The 17,425-nt window shown below is 61.7% G+C and carries 17 protein-coding genes; 7 read left to right on the top strand and 10 right to left on the bottom strand.

What is annotated here, in order from left to right; all coding sequences use genetic code 11:
• Window positions 1-250: 250 nt before the first annotated feature.
• A complete protein-coding gene (locus DBP26_RS22535) occupies window positions 251-1,264 on the top strand; it encodes a GlxA family transcriptional regulator (RefSeq protein WP_256601982.1) in 1,014 nt (337 codons plus the stop codon).
• A 42-nt stretch (window positions 1,265-1,306) separates the two neighbouring features.
• On the opposite strand, the gene DBP26_RS22530 is transcribed toward DBP26_RS22535, so the two are convergent.
• Window positions 1,307-1,525, bottom strand: coding sequence for a glyoxalase superfamily protein (locus DBP26_RS22530; RefSeq protein ID WP_256601981.1), 219 nt, complete (start codon window positions 1,523-1,525; stop codon window positions 1,307-1,309).
• 131 nt (window positions 1,526-1,656) lie between these two features.
• On the opposite strand from DBP26_RS22530, the gene DBP26_RS22525 reads away from it, so the two are divergent.
• Window positions 1,657-1,974, top strand: a complete 318-nt coding sequence (locus tag DBP26_RS22525; RefSeq protein ID WP_108239733.1) for a hypothetical protein — start codon at window positions 1,657-1,659, stop codon at window positions 1,972-1,974.
• On the opposite strand, the gene DBP26_RS22520 is transcribed toward DBP26_RS22525, so the two are convergent.
• On the bottom strand, window positions 1,961-2,896 hold the full coding sequence (locus DBP26_RS22520; RefSeq protein ID WP_256601979.1) for a hypothetical protein: 936 nt from the start codon (window positions 2,894-2,896) through the stop codon (window positions 1,961-1,963). The two genes, DBP26_RS22525 and DBP26_RS22520, sit on opposite strands and share 14 nt — an antisense overlap.
• 265 nt (window positions 2,897-3,161) lie before the next feature.
• The gene (locus DBP26_RS22515; RefSeq protein WP_108239732.1) at window positions 3,162-4,178 is read right to left on the bottom strand and encodes a zinc-dependent alcohol dehydrogenase family protein; all 1,017 of its coding nucleotides are present in this window, start codon (window positions 4,176-4,178) and stop codon (window positions 3,162-3,164) included.
• Window positions 4,179-4,377: 199 nt separating this feature from the next.
• On the opposite strand from DBP26_RS22515, the gene DBP26_RS22510 reads away from it, so the two are divergent.
• Complete coding sequence (locus DBP26_RS22510; RefSeq protein WP_108239751.1) at window positions 4,378-4,848, top strand: RidA family protein; 471 nt, start codon at window positions 4,378-4,380, stop codon at window positions 4,846-4,848.
• A gap of 62 nt (window positions 4,849-4,910) precedes the next feature.
• Here the strand turns inward: DBP26_RS22510 and DBP26_RS22505 are convergent, their stop codons facing one another.
• Window positions 4,911-5,813, bottom strand: coding sequence for a LysR family transcriptional regulator (locus DBP26_RS22505; RefSeq protein WP_108239731.1), 903 nt, complete (start codon window positions 5,811-5,813; stop codon window positions 4,911-4,913).
• A 97-nt stretch (window positions 5,814-5,910) separates the two neighbouring features.
• Between DBP26_RS22505 and DBP26_RS22500 the strand changes: the two genes are divergently transcribed.
• Window positions 5,911-7,080, top strand: a complete 1,170-nt coding sequence (locus DBP26_RS22500; protein WP_108239730.1) for an aspartate aminotransferase family protein — start codon at window positions 5,911-5,913, stop codon at window positions 7,078-7,080.
• Between the two features lie 74 nt (window positions 7,081-7,154).
• A complete protein-coding gene (locus DBP26_RS22495; RefSeq protein ID WP_108239729.1) occupies window positions 7,155-8,624 on the top strand; it encodes an MFS transporter in 1,470 nt (489 codons plus the stop codon).
• A 102-nt stretch (window positions 8,625-8,726) separates the two neighbouring features.
• Here DBP26_RS22495 and DBP26_RS22490 read toward each other — a convergent pair whose 3' ends face one another.
• Both DBP26_RS22490 and DBP26_RS22485 read right to left on the bottom strand, forming a co-directional pair.
• A complete protein-coding gene (locus tag DBP26_RS22490) occupies window positions 8,727-9,989 on the bottom strand; it encodes an aminotransferase class III-fold pyridoxal phosphate-dependent enzyme (protein WP_108239728.1) in 1,263 nt (420 codons plus the stop codon).
• Window positions 9,990-10,064: 75 nt separating this feature from the next.
• The gene (locus DBP26_RS22485) at window positions 10,065-11,129 is read right to left on the bottom strand and encodes an ABC transporter substrate-binding protein (protein ID WP_108239727.1); all 1,065 of its coding nucleotides are present in this window, start codon (window positions 11,127-11,129) and stop codon (window positions 10,065-10,067) included.
• Between the two features lie 313 nt (window positions 11,130-11,442).
• Here DBP26_RS22485 and DBP26_RS22480 point away from each other — a divergent pair, with 313 nt between their 5' ends.
• Complete coding sequence (locus tag DBP26_RS22480) at window positions 11,443-12,078, top strand: cupin domain-containing protein (RefSeq protein WP_108239726.1); 636 nt, start codon at window positions 11,443-11,445, stop codon at window positions 12,076-12,078.
• Between the two features lie 7 nt (window positions 12,079-12,085).
• Here DBP26_RS22480 and DBP26_RS22475 read toward each other — a convergent pair whose 3' ends face one another.
• The 4 genes from DBP26_RS22475 to DBP26_RS22460 form a co-directional block, all read right to left on the bottom strand.
• Complete coding sequence (locus DBP26_RS22475) at window positions 12,086-12,988, bottom strand: LysR family transcriptional regulator (RefSeq protein WP_108239725.1); 903 nt, start codon at window positions 12,986-12,988, stop codon at window positions 12,086-12,088.
• Window positions 12,989-13,054: 66 nt separating this feature from the next.
• Entirely contained in the window at window positions 13,055-13,591 is a 537-nt protein-coding gene (locus DBP26_RS22470; RefSeq protein ID WP_108239724.1) for a 2,4'-dihydroxyacetophenone dioxygenase family protein, read from the bottom strand.
• 145 nt (window positions 13,592-13,736) lie between these two features.
• The gene (locus DBP26_RS22465) at window positions 13,737-13,973 is read right to left on the bottom strand and encodes a hypothetical protein (RefSeq protein WP_108239723.1); all 237 of its coding nucleotides are present in this window, start codon (window positions 13,971-13,973) and stop codon (window positions 13,737-13,739) included.
• Window positions 13,974-14,128: 155 nt separating this feature from the next.
• Window positions 14,129-16,294 carry a TonB-dependent siderophore receptor gene (locus DBP26_RS22460; protein ID WP_108239722.1) on the bottom strand — a complete coding sequence of 722 codons (2,166 nt, stop codon included), beginning with the start codon at window positions 16,292-16,294 and terminating at the stop codon, window positions 14,129-14,131.
• 300 nt (window positions 16,295-16,594) lie between these two features.
• Here DBP26_RS22460 and DBP26_RS22455 point away from each other — a divergent pair, with 300 nt between their 5' ends.
• The gene (locus DBP26_RS22455; RefSeq protein WP_108239721.1) at window positions 16,595-17,347 is read left to right on the top strand and encodes an SDR family oxidoreductase; all 753 of its coding nucleotides are present in this window, start codon (window positions 16,595-16,597) and stop codon (window positions 17,345-17,347) included.
• Window positions 17,348-17,425: the final 78 nt, after the last annotated feature.

Raw genomic sequence — 17,425 nt, 5'->3', positions numbered from 1 at the left:
GGCGGTCGCCAACCCTGAAAGCCGCCTTGAGGGCGGTCGATGGGACGATTTCCCCACACCCTGCGAGGGCTACGCGTTCGCAGGGTGCTTCATTTTTGCGGGGCTTCCCGGGCCACTCGCTCGAACTCCGGCGACCTCTACCCGCGGACGCGATTGACCGGTAGTCTTCAACCGACAAATCACACCGTGAATGAGGGGCAACGATCTCCCTGCACCGGGACCGGCCCGTTTTCAGCGACCGAGGCGAACGTTGAGCGAAAGACGCGAGTTCAGCGGGGGCATGAAGGGCAAGAACCTTCGCTACCTGGACGATAACAAGAACACACCCAGTGCAACGACCCGGACCGGGTTTCTGTTGCTTGAACACTTTTCCCTGCCGGCCTTCACCCAAGTACTGGACACCCTCGTCACGGCCAATCTATTGCGGCCCAGGCTGTTCACCTCGCGCACCTTTGGTTTGCACGAAGGCGAAGTCGTCAGCGATCTGGGGCTGGTCATCCGGCCTGACGCGAAACTGGAATTGCCAGACCTCAAAGCCCTCGATTTGCTGGTCATTTGCGGCGGCTATCGCACCGAACTGAACACTCACGAAGCACTGACGACATTGCTCACCACCGCGGCCGATCTGGGCATTGCGCTGGCCGGGCTGTGGAACGGCGCCTGGTTTCTCGGCATGGCCGGATTATTGGAAGGCTATCGGTGCGCCATTCACCCTGAACACCGCCCGGCGCTGGCTGAGTTGTCGAAAATCACCCATGTGACCAGTGAGCCGTTCGTGGTCGACCGGGATCGGCTGACCGCATCCAGCCCGTCAGGCGCGTTCCACATGGCGCTGGAGTGGATCAAGGGCCTGCACGACAAGGCGTTGGTGGAAGGTATCGAAGACATCTTGTCTTTCGAAGAGTCCCGCTATCGCCGGATCAAACCCAGCCGTCACCTCTCGGTCAGCGCGCCGCTCAAGGAAGTCGTCAAATTGATGGACGCCAACCTGGAAGAGCCGCTGGAGATGGATCAACTCGCACTTTACGCCGGACGTTCGCGGCGGCAGATCGAGCGATTGTTCAAAGAACAACTCGGCACCACGCCGCAGCGGTATTACCTGGAACTGCGGATTACCGAAGCCAGACGTCTGTTGCAGCACACCGAACTGTCCCAGGTTGAGGTGCTGGTGGCCTGTGGATTCGTTTCGCCGAGTCACTTCAGTAAGTGCTACAGCTCGTATTTCGGGTATCGACCGTCGAAGGAGAAGCGGTTGGTGAAGTGAGGTGTCGTGCTGCTACCGCGTCAGCCAAACCGGGCGGATCGCTCAGTTCGGGGACAACTCGCAAAACCGCAGCCGGTTGCCAAACGGATCGGCCACTTCCATGACCTTGCCCCAGCCCTGTTCCTGAATCCCGGGGCGGGCATGTTTATAGCGCTTGGCGTTGAGTTCTTCGCACAGGGCTTCGATCTGCGTCACCGGCACGAAAACGCCGTGTTCCGACAATTGACAATCCCCGTGCCGCTTCTCTAGGATGCCGCTCATGCGCCGATTTAAACAGCTACTTGCGGGGCGCCGGGTGTCGAGCATTCGTCACCGAAATACCGCTAAAGCGCTGGTTCGGTGTTGCCTCTCACCGCTGCCCAGCGGAACACTGAGGCGGAGAACCCAGCACCATGAGTAACACGTCCAGCCCACGCCCCCTGATTCGTCTGGTCCCACTGACCAGTCCGTTCAATCGTCGCAATCCGAAAATCCTTCTGGCCGGATCCCATCAGCCGACGCTGCTGCGTTATCTGGACGGTCGACCTCGCCGCCAGCACGGCCCCCATGCCTTTCTGATTCAGTTCATCGCGGCAGATGAGTCACTTGAGCGCTTCAACAACGATCAGTTCGATCTGGCCGTGGTTCAGGCGCCCTCGGCGGACAGGGCTGATGCGGTGATCCGCCACCTCACACGCATCGCCCGTCAGGGGTTGATTACCCGTTGTTGAGATGACGCAACGCAGGCTGCAGCGGCTCCTCGGGGTGAGTGAGCGCGCGCTGCCCACGGATGCGATTGGCGTGTTGGCATTGCGCGATCAAGCTGTGGCGCAGCGACCAATCGGTATTGATGATGTAAAAGTTCTGGATATAGCTCCACTCGTCCACTGACGCAAACCACTGATCGACCTTGTGTGACAGGTCAGTGGCTGCGTGAAAGGGCAGCGAGTATTTGGCGCATTGCACGGCGGTGAGGCGACAAGGTGTTTTTTCCTCTTGGGCGACGCTGTCGATAAAGGCTTTCAGGGTATTGGTGTTGAACAGGTTCTCCCCGGGCCAGCGCTGAAGCACGCCGTCCCAGAACTCATCACGGACGCTGCTGTGGTTGTAGGCGATGACGACGTTGCGGCCCGGATAGTCCGCCCAGAAACTGCTCAGCGTCAGGTCACTCAACTGGTAGGAGATCAAGCGCTGTTCCATCTCGTCGAACAGCAGGCCCTGAAGTTCTGCGTGCGCTTCATCGGTAAAACCGTCGAACTGATGAAAATCCAGGATGACGATTTCCTGCGCAGGGGCGCCCTGGCTTTCCAGTTCCTGAAAGAACGCTTTGACCTTTTGCACGATGTCGACGGCCACCGTTCTGCCGGACGAGGTCAGGTGATAGAGCTGAAACCGCCGGGGGCTGCCGGCCGGCTGGTTCTTGTAGAACGCGACGCGCAGATCCAGTACGCGGATCCCATGGCGAAGCTGTTCGTGAGGTGACACATCCTGAGCGATCTCCTGAGGCAAGCCCAGGTTAGGGGATTGTTTGTCGCTGCCGGAGTTGTGTGTGCCCGGCAGGATCAGTTCGTCGATCCGCAGGTGTTGCAGCTCGGGCGTTTCGGCCATCCATTTCATGTGGATGGGTGCGTGGTTTTGTAAAGTCTGGCTCATGGCGTCGATCCTTGACGTTGAATTGATGAATGATGAGCGTTACGCGGCACAGCGAAGCGCTGCTCGTGATACCCATGGACAGGTTTGCGTGTTCGCCAGAACCAAGCAATGGGGTTCCGGCCGGTGAACCGTTGCGAGGTGTGTTCAGCGAAAACAGGCAGGGTGAGGTCCTAGCTCCGTTTTCCGCCAGCGTCGAGAACGTTGTGGATCACCGGTGTCCTACTGCCGCTGACAACTCTCGTTGCAATCGCGCCCCGTTTGAGCTTCAGCGCACCCGCAGCACGACGCGGCCCCGCACCGGTTCGTCATCCAGATGGTTGTGCGCCTTGCCGAACTGTTCGAAGGGCCAGGTTCGATGAATGTCCGGCTTGAGCAGGCCTTTGATCGTCAGATCGTTGATCACCTCCAGTGCGCGTGCCATCGCTGCGGCGTTCTGCTCGATGCCCAGTTCCGGTTTGCCGGTGAAGTTCTCAAGGCAATGCACGAAGAAACGCATGTTCTTTCTGAACGCTTGCATCGCCGGGAACGGCGTGGTGTTGCCACCGCGCAAGCCATACAGCACCAAGCTGCCGCGGGGGGCAAGTACATCGCCCAGCAGCGACAGTTGGCGACCGCCGAAGCCATCGAACACCGCCTCGATGCCCTGGCCTTTGGTCAATGCCTGGATACGCAGGCCGATGTCGTCCTCGTCGGTGACGATGACGCGCTCGGCGCCGTTGGCCAACAGGTATTCGCGATCTTCGGCATGTTGCGCGGCGGCGATGACATGCAGGCCCAACGCCTTGCCCAACTGAACGAAGGCAATGCCGGGGCTATAGGCCGCATCGGTCACGAGCACGGTCTGGCCGGTCTGAATGCCTGCCAGGTCAATGAGGGCAAAGTACGCCAGCAACATCGGCGTGTAGTGCACGCTGGCCTCTACGGGGGTCAGGACGTCGGGATAACGGGTCAGGGCGTTACGCGGCACGATGACGTGATCGCCACACACGGGGTAGTCGTTGGCGCTCATGGCCTTGAAGCTGGCCACCCTGTCGCCCACCTGCAGATCGGTGATGCCCGGTCCGACGGCCTCGACGATACCGGCCATTTCACTGCCGATACCGGCGGGTAATTGCACCGGGGCCAGGGCGAGGTTCTGACGCCACAACACATCATCCCAGCTCACGCCGAGGGCTTCTGCACGAACCAGCACTTCCTGCGGGCCGGGTAACCGGTCAGGCTGCTCCTCGCAACTGAGCACATCGGCTTTGCCGAAGCGATGAAATTTGATGGCGCGGGACATTTTCAACCTCGACTCATTTGATTAGGGTTGAGAAAACTTTAAGGGCGCGTGGCGTTACGCACTATTTCTGTCTGTCGATACCCGACATGCCTGCTATCAATTGGGGTTTGTGGAACTCGCATGCGATCGGAGCAGGGCGGTGAGCAGGCGCAAAGAGCGCACCAAGTCATTTGATTTCTCCATCATTCAGGGGTTGGCAATGTCGTGTGATGTTCGCTTCAAACAGGCGTGTGAGCAGGTCGGTCACGACTTCGATGGTGAGATCAAGATCGGCGGCAATTACGTCCCGCTGGTCCGTCATGACGCTCAGCTGTACATCAGCGGTCAGATTCCGAGGGTGGGTGACCAGGTGATGGTGACGGGCAGGGCGGGCGCCGATGTGACCCTGGAGCAGGCGCAACTGGGGGCGAAGATCAGCGCCCTCCGCGCGATCGCATTATTGCAGCGCAGCCTGGGCAGCCTCGATAACGTCAAACGGGTCTTGCGCATGACCCTGTTCGTGCAATGCACCGACAGTTTCACCCAGCAGAGCGAAGTCGCCGACGGCGCGTCCGAGGTGTTGTTTTTCGTGTTCGGCGAGGCGGGCGCCCATACCCGCAGCTCGGTGGGGGTGTTCCAGTTGCCGAAGAACGCAACCGTGGAAATGGACCTGATTGCGGTGGGCGGATAGCCGAGGAGCAACCATGCCTAATGGGGCACCGCGAACGGCTCCCCGCCCTGGCTCAACCCCTGTCACTTGCCCCACGCCGCCAGGGCGCTTTCGACAAAATGCCTGACTTTGGGCAAACGGTAGCGGTCCTGCGGGTACATCAGCCAGAGCGACCGACTCGGTGGCGGCCAGTCCTGCAACAAAGGGACCAGTGTTCCGGCGTTCAGGTCCTCGCGAATCAACACATCCGGGAGCATCGCGATGCCCATGCCGGTCAACGCCGCCTGGCGCAAGGCGGGTGAGCTGTTGACGATCATCGGCCCGGATACCGGGATCTCGATGATTCCTTCAGGGCTGGTGAGCATCCACAGCTTGTCGGCGGCGCGCCATTCGTCACCTGCCGGGTAGGCGAAGGACAGGCAGTGGTGGTCGCGCAAGTCTTCAGGCGTGATTGGGGTGCCGCGCCGGTCAAGGTATTCCCGCGATGCGCAGACGGTGAGGGTGTAGTCCTCGAGCGGCCGGGCGATGAGTGCCGAGGGATCAGGCTTGCCCAAGCGGATCGCGGCGTCGAATCCGTGTTCGATCAGGTCCATCAGCTGATTGCTCAGGACCACCTCGATCCTCAATTCCGGGAAGCGGTGGCTGAATGCGCTGAGCATGGGCGAGAGGCGTTCGGCCCCGAATGCGGGGGGCGCGGTCAGCCGCAGCGTGCCACTGGGCCGTGTTTGCGCATGCTCGGCCATGCGCTCGGAGTCGCTCACCAGGCCGAGCACTTCCACGCAACGTCGGTAGTAGAGAACGCCGAATTCCGTCAGGTTCTGTCGACGGGTCGTGCGGTGCAGCAGGCTGACCCCGAGGCGTTGTTCAAGGGCTTTGAGGTGGTTGCCCACCATGGTCGTCGACATTTCGCAATGACGCGCCGCCGCCGTCATGCTGCCGCTTTCGACCACCTTCACAAACACTGTCATGGCCTGGAAAACGTCCATTATCAACCTCTGCTTTAAAGTCACTCAACAAAGTCGATCTTTATACAGCAAAAGCGGTTAACGATACTGAGCTTCACACCGACCTGGAGCTCCGACAATGACCGCCGCCTGCCTGATGAACACGTATAAACCGCTGCCCTTGAGCTTCGTCAGAGGAGAAGGCGCTCGTCTCTGGGATGACACGGGTCGCCAGTACCTGGACGCCGTTGCAGGCGTCGCGGTGACCAATGTCGGTCACAGCCATCCGCGCATCGTCGAGGCCATCAGCGACCAGGCGGGGCTGCTGTTGCACACATCCAATCATTACCGCATCGATTGGCAACAGCGGTTGGCGGGGAAACTGACGCAGTTGTCAGGGCTGGAGCAGGTGTTTTTCAACAACTCCGGGGCGGAGGCCAATGAGACCGCGCTCAAGCTTGCGCGCCTGTATGGTTGGGCCAAAGGCATCGAGCAACCCCTGGTGCTGGTCATGGACAACGCCTTTCATGGCCGCACCCTGGGGACGTTGTCCGCCAGCGACAATGGCGCGGCGCGCCTGGGTTATCAGCCGATGGCCAGGGACTTCATCAAGGTGCCGTTCGGCGACATTGTCGCCATCCAACGGGCAACGCACGCCTACGGTGAGCGCATCGTCGCGGTGATGCTCGAGCCGGTGCAGGGCGAAGGCGGCGTGGTGCTGCCGCCGCCGGGCTACCTCAAGGCGCTGCGGGCCCATTGCAGTCAGAACAGTTGGCTGATGATGCTCGATGAAATTCAGACCGGCATTGGCCGCACTGGCCAGTGGTTCGCGTTTCAACACGAGGGGATCGCGCCGGACGTCATGACCCTGGCCAAGGCGCTGGGCAACGGCATCCCGATGGGGGCATGTCTCGCGACCGCTGCCGTAGGCCGTCTGTTCACGCCCGGCAGCCATGGCAGCACCTTCGGCGGCAATCCCTTGGCCTGCCGGGTTGGCTGCACCGTCCTCGATATCGTCGAGCAGCAAGGGCTGTTGAGCAACGCCGCCATTCAGGGCGAGCGTCTGCTGTCGGGCCTGCGCGAAGCGTTGAGCGGACATCCGGACGTGCTGCAGGTGCGTGGGTTGGGCTTGATGATCGGTGTGGAGTTGAGTCGGCCCATTCGCGACCTGTGCCTTCATGCCGCGCGCGCTCACGGCGTGCTGATCAATGTCACGCGCGGCCAGACCATTCGCCTGTTGCCGCCGTTGATCATCGACGCGGCGCAGGTCGAGGCGATTGTGCGGGGGGTGGTCAGTGCGCTCCACTGAACAGCGCCGCTGAACTCCAGCGAAGCCAAGCGACTCTCAACCCACAGATCACTGAGCGGCTGTGGGCCCCTGACATGACTACCGAGAGCGTTCCATCGGACACCGGCCCCGCCAAGGGGCAACCTTTCGACACCGACCTCCCGGCGCGGCTGGATCGCCTGCCTTGGGGCCGTTTCCACACGCTGTTGGTGTTCGCACTGGGCATTACCTGGTTGCTCGATGGTCTGGAAGTCACGCTGGCCGGTTCGGTCTCCGGGGCGCTCAAGGAAAGCCCTGTGTTGCGCCTGACCAACGCCGACATCGGCCTGGCGGGCGGCGCCTACATCGCTGGTGCGGTGCTGGGGGCGTTGTTCTTCGGCTGGCTGACGGACCGTCTCGGGCGCCGCAAGCTGTTCTTCATCACATTGGCGCTGTACATCAGCGCGACCGCTGCGACGGCGTTCTCCTTCAGCCTGTGGAGCTTCATGCTGTTCCGCTTTCTGACCGGCATGGGCATTGGCGGCGAATACACGGCGATCAATTCCACCATTCAGGAATTCACCCCGGCGCGTTTCCGTGGCTGGGTCGACCTGACCATCAACGGTACGTTCTGGATCGGTGCCGCGCTGGGGGCGGTGGGGTCGATTGTGCTGCTCGACCCGGGCTGGATCGGCGCAGACCTGGGCTGGCGGCTGTGCTTCGGAATCGGCGCCGTGCTGGGGCTGATCATTCTGTTGATGCGCCTGTGGCTGCCGGAAAGCCCGCGCTGGCTGCTGATTCATGGTCAGGCTGACGAAGCCAGGCGGATCGTGGAAGGCATCGAGGCGCGTTTTCGTGAGCAGGGGCATGAGGTGGCGGCGTTCGACGGCAAGACGCTGCGCTTGCACGCCCGCGACTACACGCCGCTTAGGGAAATCTTCGACACATTGTTCAACCGCTACCGCCAGCGTGCTTTGGTGGGCCTGACCCTGCTGACCGCCCAGGCGTTTTTCTACAACGCGATCTTTTTCACTTATGCCTTGGTCCTGACTGAGTTTTATCAGGTGCCCTCAGCGGCCATTGGCTGGTACGTGCTGCCCCTGGCGTTGGGGAATTTCTGTGGCCCGCTGTTGCTGGGTCGGTTGTTCGACGTGGTAGGGCGACGTGTGATGATCAGCCTGACCTATGCCGTTTCGGCGGTGTTGTTGAGCATCAGCGGTTACCTGTTCGAACAGGGCGTTTTGAGCGTCACGCAGCAGGCGATCGCTTGGATGATCATCTTTTTCTTCGCCTCCGCGGCAGCCAGTTCCGCTTACCTGACCGTGGCGGAAACCTTTCCGCTTGAAATCCGGGCCTTGGCGATCGCGGTGTTCTACGCCTTTGGAACGGCGTTGGGCGGCATTATCGGACCGACACTTTTCGGCGAACTGATCGACAGCCACCAGCGAGGTCCGGTGTTCATTGGCTACCTCATCGGTGCAGCTTTGATGCTGTTGGCGTCAGCGGTGCAGGCGGTCTGGGGTGTCGCCGCTGAGCGTAAATCGCTGGAGCAGGTCGCCAGGCCGTTGTCTCAAGCCGACGATTGAGCGCTGTCGCGGGGTATCGCTGTCACGGTAGCGGGAAGGACATCACGCTGAGGCCGTCCCGCAACAGTCAATGCATCGGCCCGCTACCGACGGGCCGGGGCGCTAACGCGTGGCGAATCGGGCGCTCATGCGCCGGGCCGCTGTGTCGAACGCCGCGATCATTTCTTCGATGACGTCATCGTCGTGCTCGAACGAGAGGTAGAGGCGTCCGTAAGGCGACGGCATCACCAGCACGCCGGCCTCCCGCAGCGCCAGGTGCAGGGCCGAGCTGAACGCAGGATCGGCGATGGACGAGGCCTGTTGGTACGTGGAGGGGGCACCGGCGGCCGGCGCACCGGCGCCCGGCCAGATGCCAAAGACGTTGCCGTAGCCGCTGGTGACCACGTGGATGCCTTGCGCCGCGAAGCGGTTTTCGATGGCGTTACGCAGCGTATCACCACGTTGGATGAGCCCTGCGTAATCTTGACTGTCGAGCTGCGCCAGGGTGCTGGTCACCGCCGCGCAGGCCAGCGGATTGCCGCTGAAGGTTCCCCCGCGGGTGACACGTCCCTCCTCGAACCCCGCGAGAACATGGGGTTTACCCACCACTGCGGAGACAGGCACGCCGTTGCCAATGGCCTTGCCGACGCTGGCCAGGTCCGGGTCCAGCCCTTCACGCAAGCCGGCCAGCCCGGGGAACAGGCGAAAACCCATCAGGACTTCATCACAGATTACCAAGGCGCCGTGCCGGTGAGCGACGTCCTGAACGTGCTGAAGGTAGCCGGGCAGGGGCATGATGCAACCGGCGTTGGCCAGCATCGGTTCAAGGAGTACCGCTGCGACGTCAGGGTCCTCAGTGAACAGCCGTTCGATGTCGGCGAAATCGTTGAAACGAATCAAAGTCGTGCGTTCGGTGGACGGACGCGCACCGTCCTGGAAACCCGCTTCGGTGCTGGTGACGTTGCCGAAACTGACATCATCGAACCAGCCGTCGAACCCGGCGGCCATTTTGGCGATCTTGCGGCGGCCGGTGTAGGCTCGGGCTGCGCGGCAGGCGAGGTGCACCGCCTCGCTGCCGGAGTTGGTGAACATCACTTTGGTCAACGCGCCGGTGTGGCGAGCCAACGCCGTTGCAGCGCCATGCTCGCGGACGTGTGCCCAGGACGGCGAGGCGCTATCGGCCAGGGCCTGAGCCACCTGGGCGTTGACGGCGTCATTGGCGTGGCCCAGTAACACAGCGCCGAAACCCAGCGCCGTATCGATGTAGCGACGCCCCCGGTCATCCCACAGATAAGCGCCTTTGCCATTGCGGATAAACAGCTTTTCGCCGTTCAGTTCAGGCAGGATACGGGCGGCGCTGGAGACGTCGCCCACTAGATTCGTCATGCTTGACCTCGGTGTCAGGGCAGTAAAAGGTGCCACTCGAGCCTGTCGGCCCAAGTGGCATCGAGCGCTGGGCGCTTATTGTTTCGAGGCGATCCATGCATTGAAACGCTGGTTCAGCGACTCGCTGTTGTCGACCCAGAAATCGACGTCCAGCGGCAGGGATTGGGCGAGGTTTTCCGGCGTGGTCGGCAATTCGGCCTTCAGCTCGGCGGGCACGAAGGCATTGGCTTTGGTATTGGGCAGGCCATAGGCAATGAATTTGGGCAGCTTGGACAGGTTTTCAGGCTGACTGGCGAAGGCGATGAAATCCATCGCGACGGCTTTGTTCTCGCTCCCTTTGAGCACGGTCCAAGAGTCGATCGCCGATACGCTGCCGTTCCAGAGAAACTTGAAGTGCTTGCCTTCGTTGCGGTTGAAACCGCTGATCCGGCCGTTGTACGCCGAGCTCATCACCACGTCGCCGGCGGAGAGCATCTGCAAGGGCTGAGCGCCCGCTTCCCACCAGACGATGCTCGACTTGATGCTGCCCAGTTTGTTGAAGGCACGGTCCACGCCTTCAGGGGTGCGCAGCACCTTGTAGACATCCGCCGGTTTGACGCCGTCGGCGAGCAGGGCGAATTCCAGCGCGTATTTAGGCCCTTTACGCAGGCCGCGCTTGCCGGGGAATTTCTGAGTGTCGAAAAAATCGGCCCATGAGGTCGGTGCGGTTTTCAGTTTGTCGCCGTCCCATGCGACACCGGTGTTCCACACGATATTGCCGACGCCGCAGTCGCTGACCGCCTCGGGAATGAAGTCGGCTTTATTGCCGACCTTGGCCCAGTCGATCTTTTCGTACAGGCCCGCCTCGCACCCCAGCGCGAGGTCTTCGGCCTCGACTTCCACGACATCCCAGTTGGGGTTGCCGACTTTGACTTTGGCGTCCAGTACGCCGACGCCGCCATCCCAGCTTTGGTCAAGGACCTTTTTGCCGGTCTGGGCGGCAAACGGCTTGAAGTAAATCTCACGCTGCGCGTCCTGGAAGTTGCCGCCCCAAGAGACGATGGTCAGGTCACGGGCGCTGGCGGATTGCGCAGCCGCCAGGGTGGCGACGGTGAACGCGAGAGCGGCTAGGGCGTGGCACGGCTTGTGCTTCTTGTGCATGTGGAACCTCGACGCAGAGTGAGTGTGGGTGGTGGTAAAAATATTTACCACTCGCCCATCTGCGGAGCAAGTTTTATTTTCCTGCGCGTCTGAAAAAATCCAACTCGCCCGATAAGCCGGTAAGCGATTGATTTTTCACGTCCGTGATTTGATAGTGAGCAGCGATATTCAGTGCGCCTGCGCCGCAGCCCTGCGGGTCGGCAAGGTCGCACCGCCTGCGCCCCCCATCGGCAGCCTGTTACGGTGACGTCATCCAGGTGCCGCAAAGGGGTGCGAAATACCCAAACGGGCGCACCCATTCGAGGAAAACAGCGTGACAGAAACGCCGGCCAACAGCCGCAACCCCCATGCCCCCGAAGAGCGGGTCGAAGATCTGGACGCAGCAGAGGAGACGCTGTCGGTCGGCGAGCGGCTCAAGGCGCTGCGTCAGAGCCGGGGCCTGTCGATCCGAGGCCTTGCCGAGCTGGCCGGCGTGCCGCACGCCACCCTGTCGATCATCGAGCGGGACAAGTCCAGCCCCTCGGTGAGCATTCTCAAGCGCCTGCTCAAACCGTTGAACGTGACCCTCAGCGTGTTCTTTTCGGACTCGGCCGTGGTCGACCGCGCAGTGTTCTACAAAGCCAGCGATCTGGTCGAACTGGCGGACGGCAAGAAGCTGTCTTACCGGCAGGTCGGCGCGAACCTGGCCAACAGTTCGATGATGATTCTGCATGAACGCTACGAGCCTGGTGCCGACACCGGGCAGGAAGGGGAAGAACTGTATTCCCATGAGGCCGAGGAGGGCGGCATCGTCATCGAAGGCCGGCTGGAAATGACTGTCGGCGACGAGGTGCGCGTGTTGTCCCCAGGCGATGCCTACTACTTCGACAGCCGCCTTCCGCATCGCATGCGCAACCCGTTCGATGAAGTCTGCGTGGTGGTCAGCGCGGTCTCGCCGCCGACGTTTTGAAAACCGGTCAGCCCCACGGCGATTCTTTCAGCCGTTGTTCGAGGAAATCCCGAAACACCCGGATTCTGGGGCTCAAATGTTTGCGATTGGCGTGTATCAGGTAGATAGGCTCCTTGTGTGGCAGGCTGAAATCGGTGAGCAACGGAATCAGCCGCCCCTGTTGCAGGTCCGCGCCAATGTGGAACTGGGCAAGCTTGACGATCCCCGCACCGCTCAAGGCCATTTCCCTGAGCAAGTCTCCCTGGGCGAAGACCGCTTTCGGGACGATGGGTACGGTGCAGACGCCCCTTTCCCCGGCGCGGAATTGCCAGGTATTCCATGCACTTTGAAAACCGAACGTGAAGCAGTCGTGCTTCAGGAGGTCCATCGGGGTGTTCGGTGTGCCTCGGCGGGCGAGGTAATCTGCAGACGCGCAGGTGATCCACGCGCTCTCGCCGATCTTGCGCGCCACCCTCGAAGAGTCGGGCAGTCCGCCGCTGTGAATGGCGATGTCCAAGCCTTGTTCGAACAGGTCCACGTACTGGGGGCCGGCCTGCAGATCGACGGTCAGGCCCGGGTAGGCGGACAGGAAATCCGGCAGCCAGGGGAGAATCTGGTGTTTGGCGAACGTGGTCATGGTGTGGATGCGCAGCGATCCGCTGACCCGGTCCGGAAAGGCTTGCGCCAGTGAGTCGGCTTCGGCCATCGCGTGCATCACCCCTCGGGCGCTGACCAGATAGGCCGAGCCCTCTTCGGTCAGGGTCAGGCTGCGGGTGCCGCGCTGGAAGAGCCGCACGTGCAAGCGATCCTCCAGGCGGGAGATCAGCTTGCTGATCGCCGACGGGGTCAGACCATTTGCCCGTGCCGCTGCCGAGAAACTGCCGTGCTCGGTCGCCCACACGAAGGCCAGCATCTGTGAATAGTGATCCATCCGCTCGCTCGCGACCGCCAGGTTGTGACGAAGCCTGCCAGTAATCGCCTGCTCGGACAACCGGGCTCAGCGGATGAATTGCTCGATGTAGTCGTCCGGCAGGCCCAGCGACTGGTAGTGCTTGCGCGCGGCCTCGAGCTTGGTGAATACATCTTCGTAGCCCACCGCCACCCCTTGCGGATCGACATAGGTGTAGCCGCCCTGCACGTGGAACCAGGTGATCATCTCGTCGACCCCCTCCGGCACGAACAGGGTATGGGTCTCGCCCGGTGGCTCGTAAGCGAACGAACCCTGCTCGGCCACCCAATCATGTTCCAAGTAGTACCAGCGACCTTTGAGCACCAGCGCGTGCACGCCGCCGCTGTGTCGGTGGCGAGACAGCACGCCGCTCTGACGCACACGGAGCAGGTTGATGTAGTAGCCCCCCGTGGTGCTCAGCAACAACGGTTTGAACGACACCGATGGTGTGACCGGTACCCACAGCGCGTCATCTGCGAGCCAGTCGGTCAGTACCCCCGCGTGGACCATGTCCGGCGTCATGAAAGGCACCTGGGGCCGTTGATAGGGAATGGCGAGTTCGTCGGGCTTGGGCGCTGTGCTCATTTTATTGGGGTTCCACGGTCGGTGATGGGCCCCTGTCATGGGTGGGCCGGGTTGAGCACAGACTAGGCGAGCGGCGGCGCGGGGAAAACGCCCGTTCGGGCACAGCCGCTGTGAACGTCAGGCACAGAGGGGCGGGCGTGCCCCGTCAATGCAGCATGCGGCGGGTTTCGCTGAGGTTATCTTTGAGAATGTCGTTCAGTTCCTTCCAGGGATACCGTACGCCCTGCGCCGAAATCCGGCAGGCGTCGGTGTGGCGAAACGGTTGCTCGTTGAGCGTGGGGCACTGACCGGCGCCGCAGGCGCGGCAGACCAGTTTATGACCATGGATGATCCAGTCCCTGTTCCAACCTTCCATCGTGATAGGGGAGCGTTTGTTCGACATGCCTGCACCTCGCGTTCGGAGCATCGGATGAAGGGGCCCGCTTGCTTGCGCGGGCCCGGACGCAGGTGAACGACGGCATGACGTCATCCCCGAAGCAATCACGCTGAAGTGTAGGCGTGTTTTTGGGCATCAGGTCGTCGGGTCGTCGGTTGCCGTCACAGTGACCATTTGAGCGAGAACATCAGGTTGCGCGGATCGCCATAGACGCCGCTGCCGGTGGCCGTCGGAATGCCTTGCCAGTACTTTTCGTCGAGCAGGTTATTGAGGTTGACGCGCGCGTCCCAATGCTCGTCGAAGCGATAACCGGCCATGAGGCCGACCACGGCATAGGCGTCCTGCACGGAACGACCGTTGCCCACCCGGTTGTAGGTTTCGCTCTGGGCGAGGACGTCTGCGCCCACACGCACCTTGTCCCACTGGCCTGGGAGGTGGTAAGTCGTGGCGGCTTTGAACAAGTGCTTGGGCTGGTTCGGGGCGAACAGATCGCCTTTTTCGAAGGTCCGGTCTTTGACGTACTGGCTCAGCACCAGCGTATAGGCGGCGCTGAACTGCCAGTCCGGCGTCAGCGCACCGGTGATTTCGGCATCGACACCCCGGCTGCGCACTTCACCGGCGGCTTCGTAGCAGGTGCGGTTCTGCTGTTGGCAACCGGCGGGCTGATCGGGAACGGCGTAGGCACGGTTTTGCTGGGTCATGTCGAACAGCGCCACGGAGGCATTCAGCCCGCCGTCGAAATATTCGCCCTTCAAGCCGATTTCATAGCTTTCGCCGGTCATCGGGTCAAGGATGCCGCCGCCCACGTCCTGCTGGCTCTGGGGCTTGAAAATCTCGGTGTAGCTGGCATAGGCCGAGTAGGTCTCATTCAGGTCGTAGACCACGCCGGCGTAAGGGGTGACTTCCTGGGTCACCTTATAGTCGCCGGTGGCGGCGGAGCGGTTCTTGTAGTCGTACCAACTGACGCGACTGCCGAGGATAATGTGCAACGGATCGACCGGGTTGAAGCGTGCGGCCGCGTAGACACCGTCCTCGGTGGCCGTGTTCTGGCTGACGTAATCGGTGCGCGTCGCGGGGTCAGGCTTGGGAAGGCTGTGGGGGGTGAAGTGGTAGATATCGATCGGCGTCGAGCCGTAATACCCGCCTTTCTGGTCGAACTTCTCTTCCCGCCGACTCACCCCGAGCGTGAGTTCATGCTGTCGGCCGAATAATTGAAACGGTCCGGACACTGAACCGTCGAGGTTGGTCTGCACGTCGGTGGTGTCGTACTGGCCCGAGGCCTGTCCGAACCCGTTGGCGCCCGAGGCGGTCAGGTAGCTGGAGAACATGTCCGATTCGGCCCAGATGCGGGCCGCGGCCAGCTTGCCCGTCCAACCGTTGTCGAAGCGGTGCGTCAGGTCAGTGAAAACGCTGACGTTGTCCCGGTCCCAGTAGGCCCAGTCGTTGCTCAGGAAGGTGGAGCGGGGCAGGTGCAGGTTCTCGCCGTTGCGCCCGGAGGGCAGGCTGCCCCAGTCCGAGGTCGCATCGTCGCGTTGCTTCGACGCACCGAAGGTCCAGGTGGTCGCGTCGCCGAGGTCGGCTTCCAGTACGCCATAAAACGTCTGGCGTTCCCGGTCTCGCTCGTCGACGAAGCTGTTGCCCTGCTCGTAAGCCGTGACCACCCGACCCCGCAGCGTACCCGCCTCATTGAGTTTGTTGGACGCATCCACTTCGGTGCGGTAGCGATCCCAACTGCCCGCCTGGGTCGTCACGCTGACCTGGGGTGTTGCGGTGGGGCGTTTCCGCACCAGGTTCAATGTCGCCGAAGGGCTGCCAGCACCCGTCATCAAACCCGTGGCGCCGCGCACCACTTCCACGCGGTCGTACAGCCCCAGGTCGGCGCCGGAAATGGTGTCCAGCGTGAAGTTGCTGACGATGGTGGGCAAGCCGTCATACATCAAGTTGTCGATCGTGAAGCCGCGCGCGAGGAACTGCTGACGGTCCGACCCGAATTTGCGCAAGGTGATGCCGGGTGCGTACTTCACCACGTCGTTAAGGTCATTCATGCCTTGATCATCGATGCGCTGGCGCGTGATGACGCTCACCGATTGGGGTGTTTCGCGAATCGACAAGGGCAGTTTGGTCGCTGTGGTCATCGAACCCGTGGTGTAGGAACCGCTGCCCTCCGTCGTCGCCCGCCCGGCCACACTGCTGGTCTGGGCATCGATGTTGATGGTGTCCAGTGTCAGCGACGTGCTGTCGGTCGATGGAGCCGGCGCAGCGAGGAGAACGGCAGGCGCGGCAAAGGCGAGCAGACCGGACAAGGCGGGCGAGAACGGACGAAGCATCAGGTATTTCCTAAGCGGGAGCGTATGAAGGCGAGGGGATCCGGCGATGAAGGCGATCACGCACTGGCCAGTGGCTAGACAGCGCGGCAGAGCGTAACAATTCTTTTACAAAGGGTTAATTGAGAACGCGTAGCAATTGCATGCGTAAATGTTTCCTGATGTTACGCCTCGAACGTTTAGCGTCGGTCATTTCAAATCTGAAATGATGAGTTTCTGAGGATTCTATTTTGTGCGCCAATAGCCCCCGATAAGCTTTTCCTACATTTAATTCAGCCCTAGTAGGGGGTCAGGAGAAGCATCATGGCTAGTAAGCTCGAAGGTAAAATCGCCTTGGTCACCGGTGGCACATCGGGGATTGGCCTGGCGACCGCTAAGCGCTTTGCCGAGGAAGGCGCTCACGTTTACATCACCGGGCGCCGTCAGGCCGAACTCGATGCCGCAGTCTCCCAAGTCGGCCATGCCACCGGCGTGCAGGTCGACTCGGCGAAACTGGAGCAATTGGACGCGCTGTATGAGCGGATTCGCAGTGAAAAAGGCCATCTCGACGTGCTGTTCGCCAACGCCGGTGGCGGATCGATGCTGCCTTTGGGGGACATCACCGAGGCGCACTACGACGACACCTTCGATCGCAACGTCAAAGGGGTGCTCTTCACCGTCCAGAAGGCCCTGCCGCTGCTGGCGAAAAACGCATCGGTCATCCTCACCGGTTCGACGGCGGGCAGTTCCGGCACCCCGGCGTTCAGTGTGTACTCGGCATCCAAGGCTGCGGTCAGGGCGTTCGTCCGCAGTTGGATTTTGGACGTGAAAGAACGCAAGGTGCGCATCAACACGCTCAGCCCGGGTGCGACCAAGACGCCGGGGTTGGTCGACCTGGCCGGACCTGACGCCGCCCAGCAGCAAGGCCTGTTGGATTATCTCGCCTCGCAGATCCCGATGGGCCGCGTTGGCGAGCCGGTGGAGATTGCCAACGCAGCGGTGTTCCTGGCGTCGGATGATGCCAGTTTCGTCAACGGTGTCGAACTGTTCGTCGATGGCGGGCAAGCTCAGATCTGATCGTCGCATCACGCATGCGCAAGGGGGCAATGTTCAGCATTGCCCCCTTTTTTATTGCACGTCGCCTGCCTGCCTCCC

It is taken from the genome of Pseudomonas sp. RIT409, from assembly GCF_003052515.2.
Classification (GTDB): Bacteria; Pseudomonadota; Gammaproteobacteria; order Pseudomonadales; family Pseudomonadaceae; genus Aquipseudomonas.
Note: the sequence above shows the minus strand (reverse complement) of the source record. Positions and strands in the feature narration are given on the sequence as shown.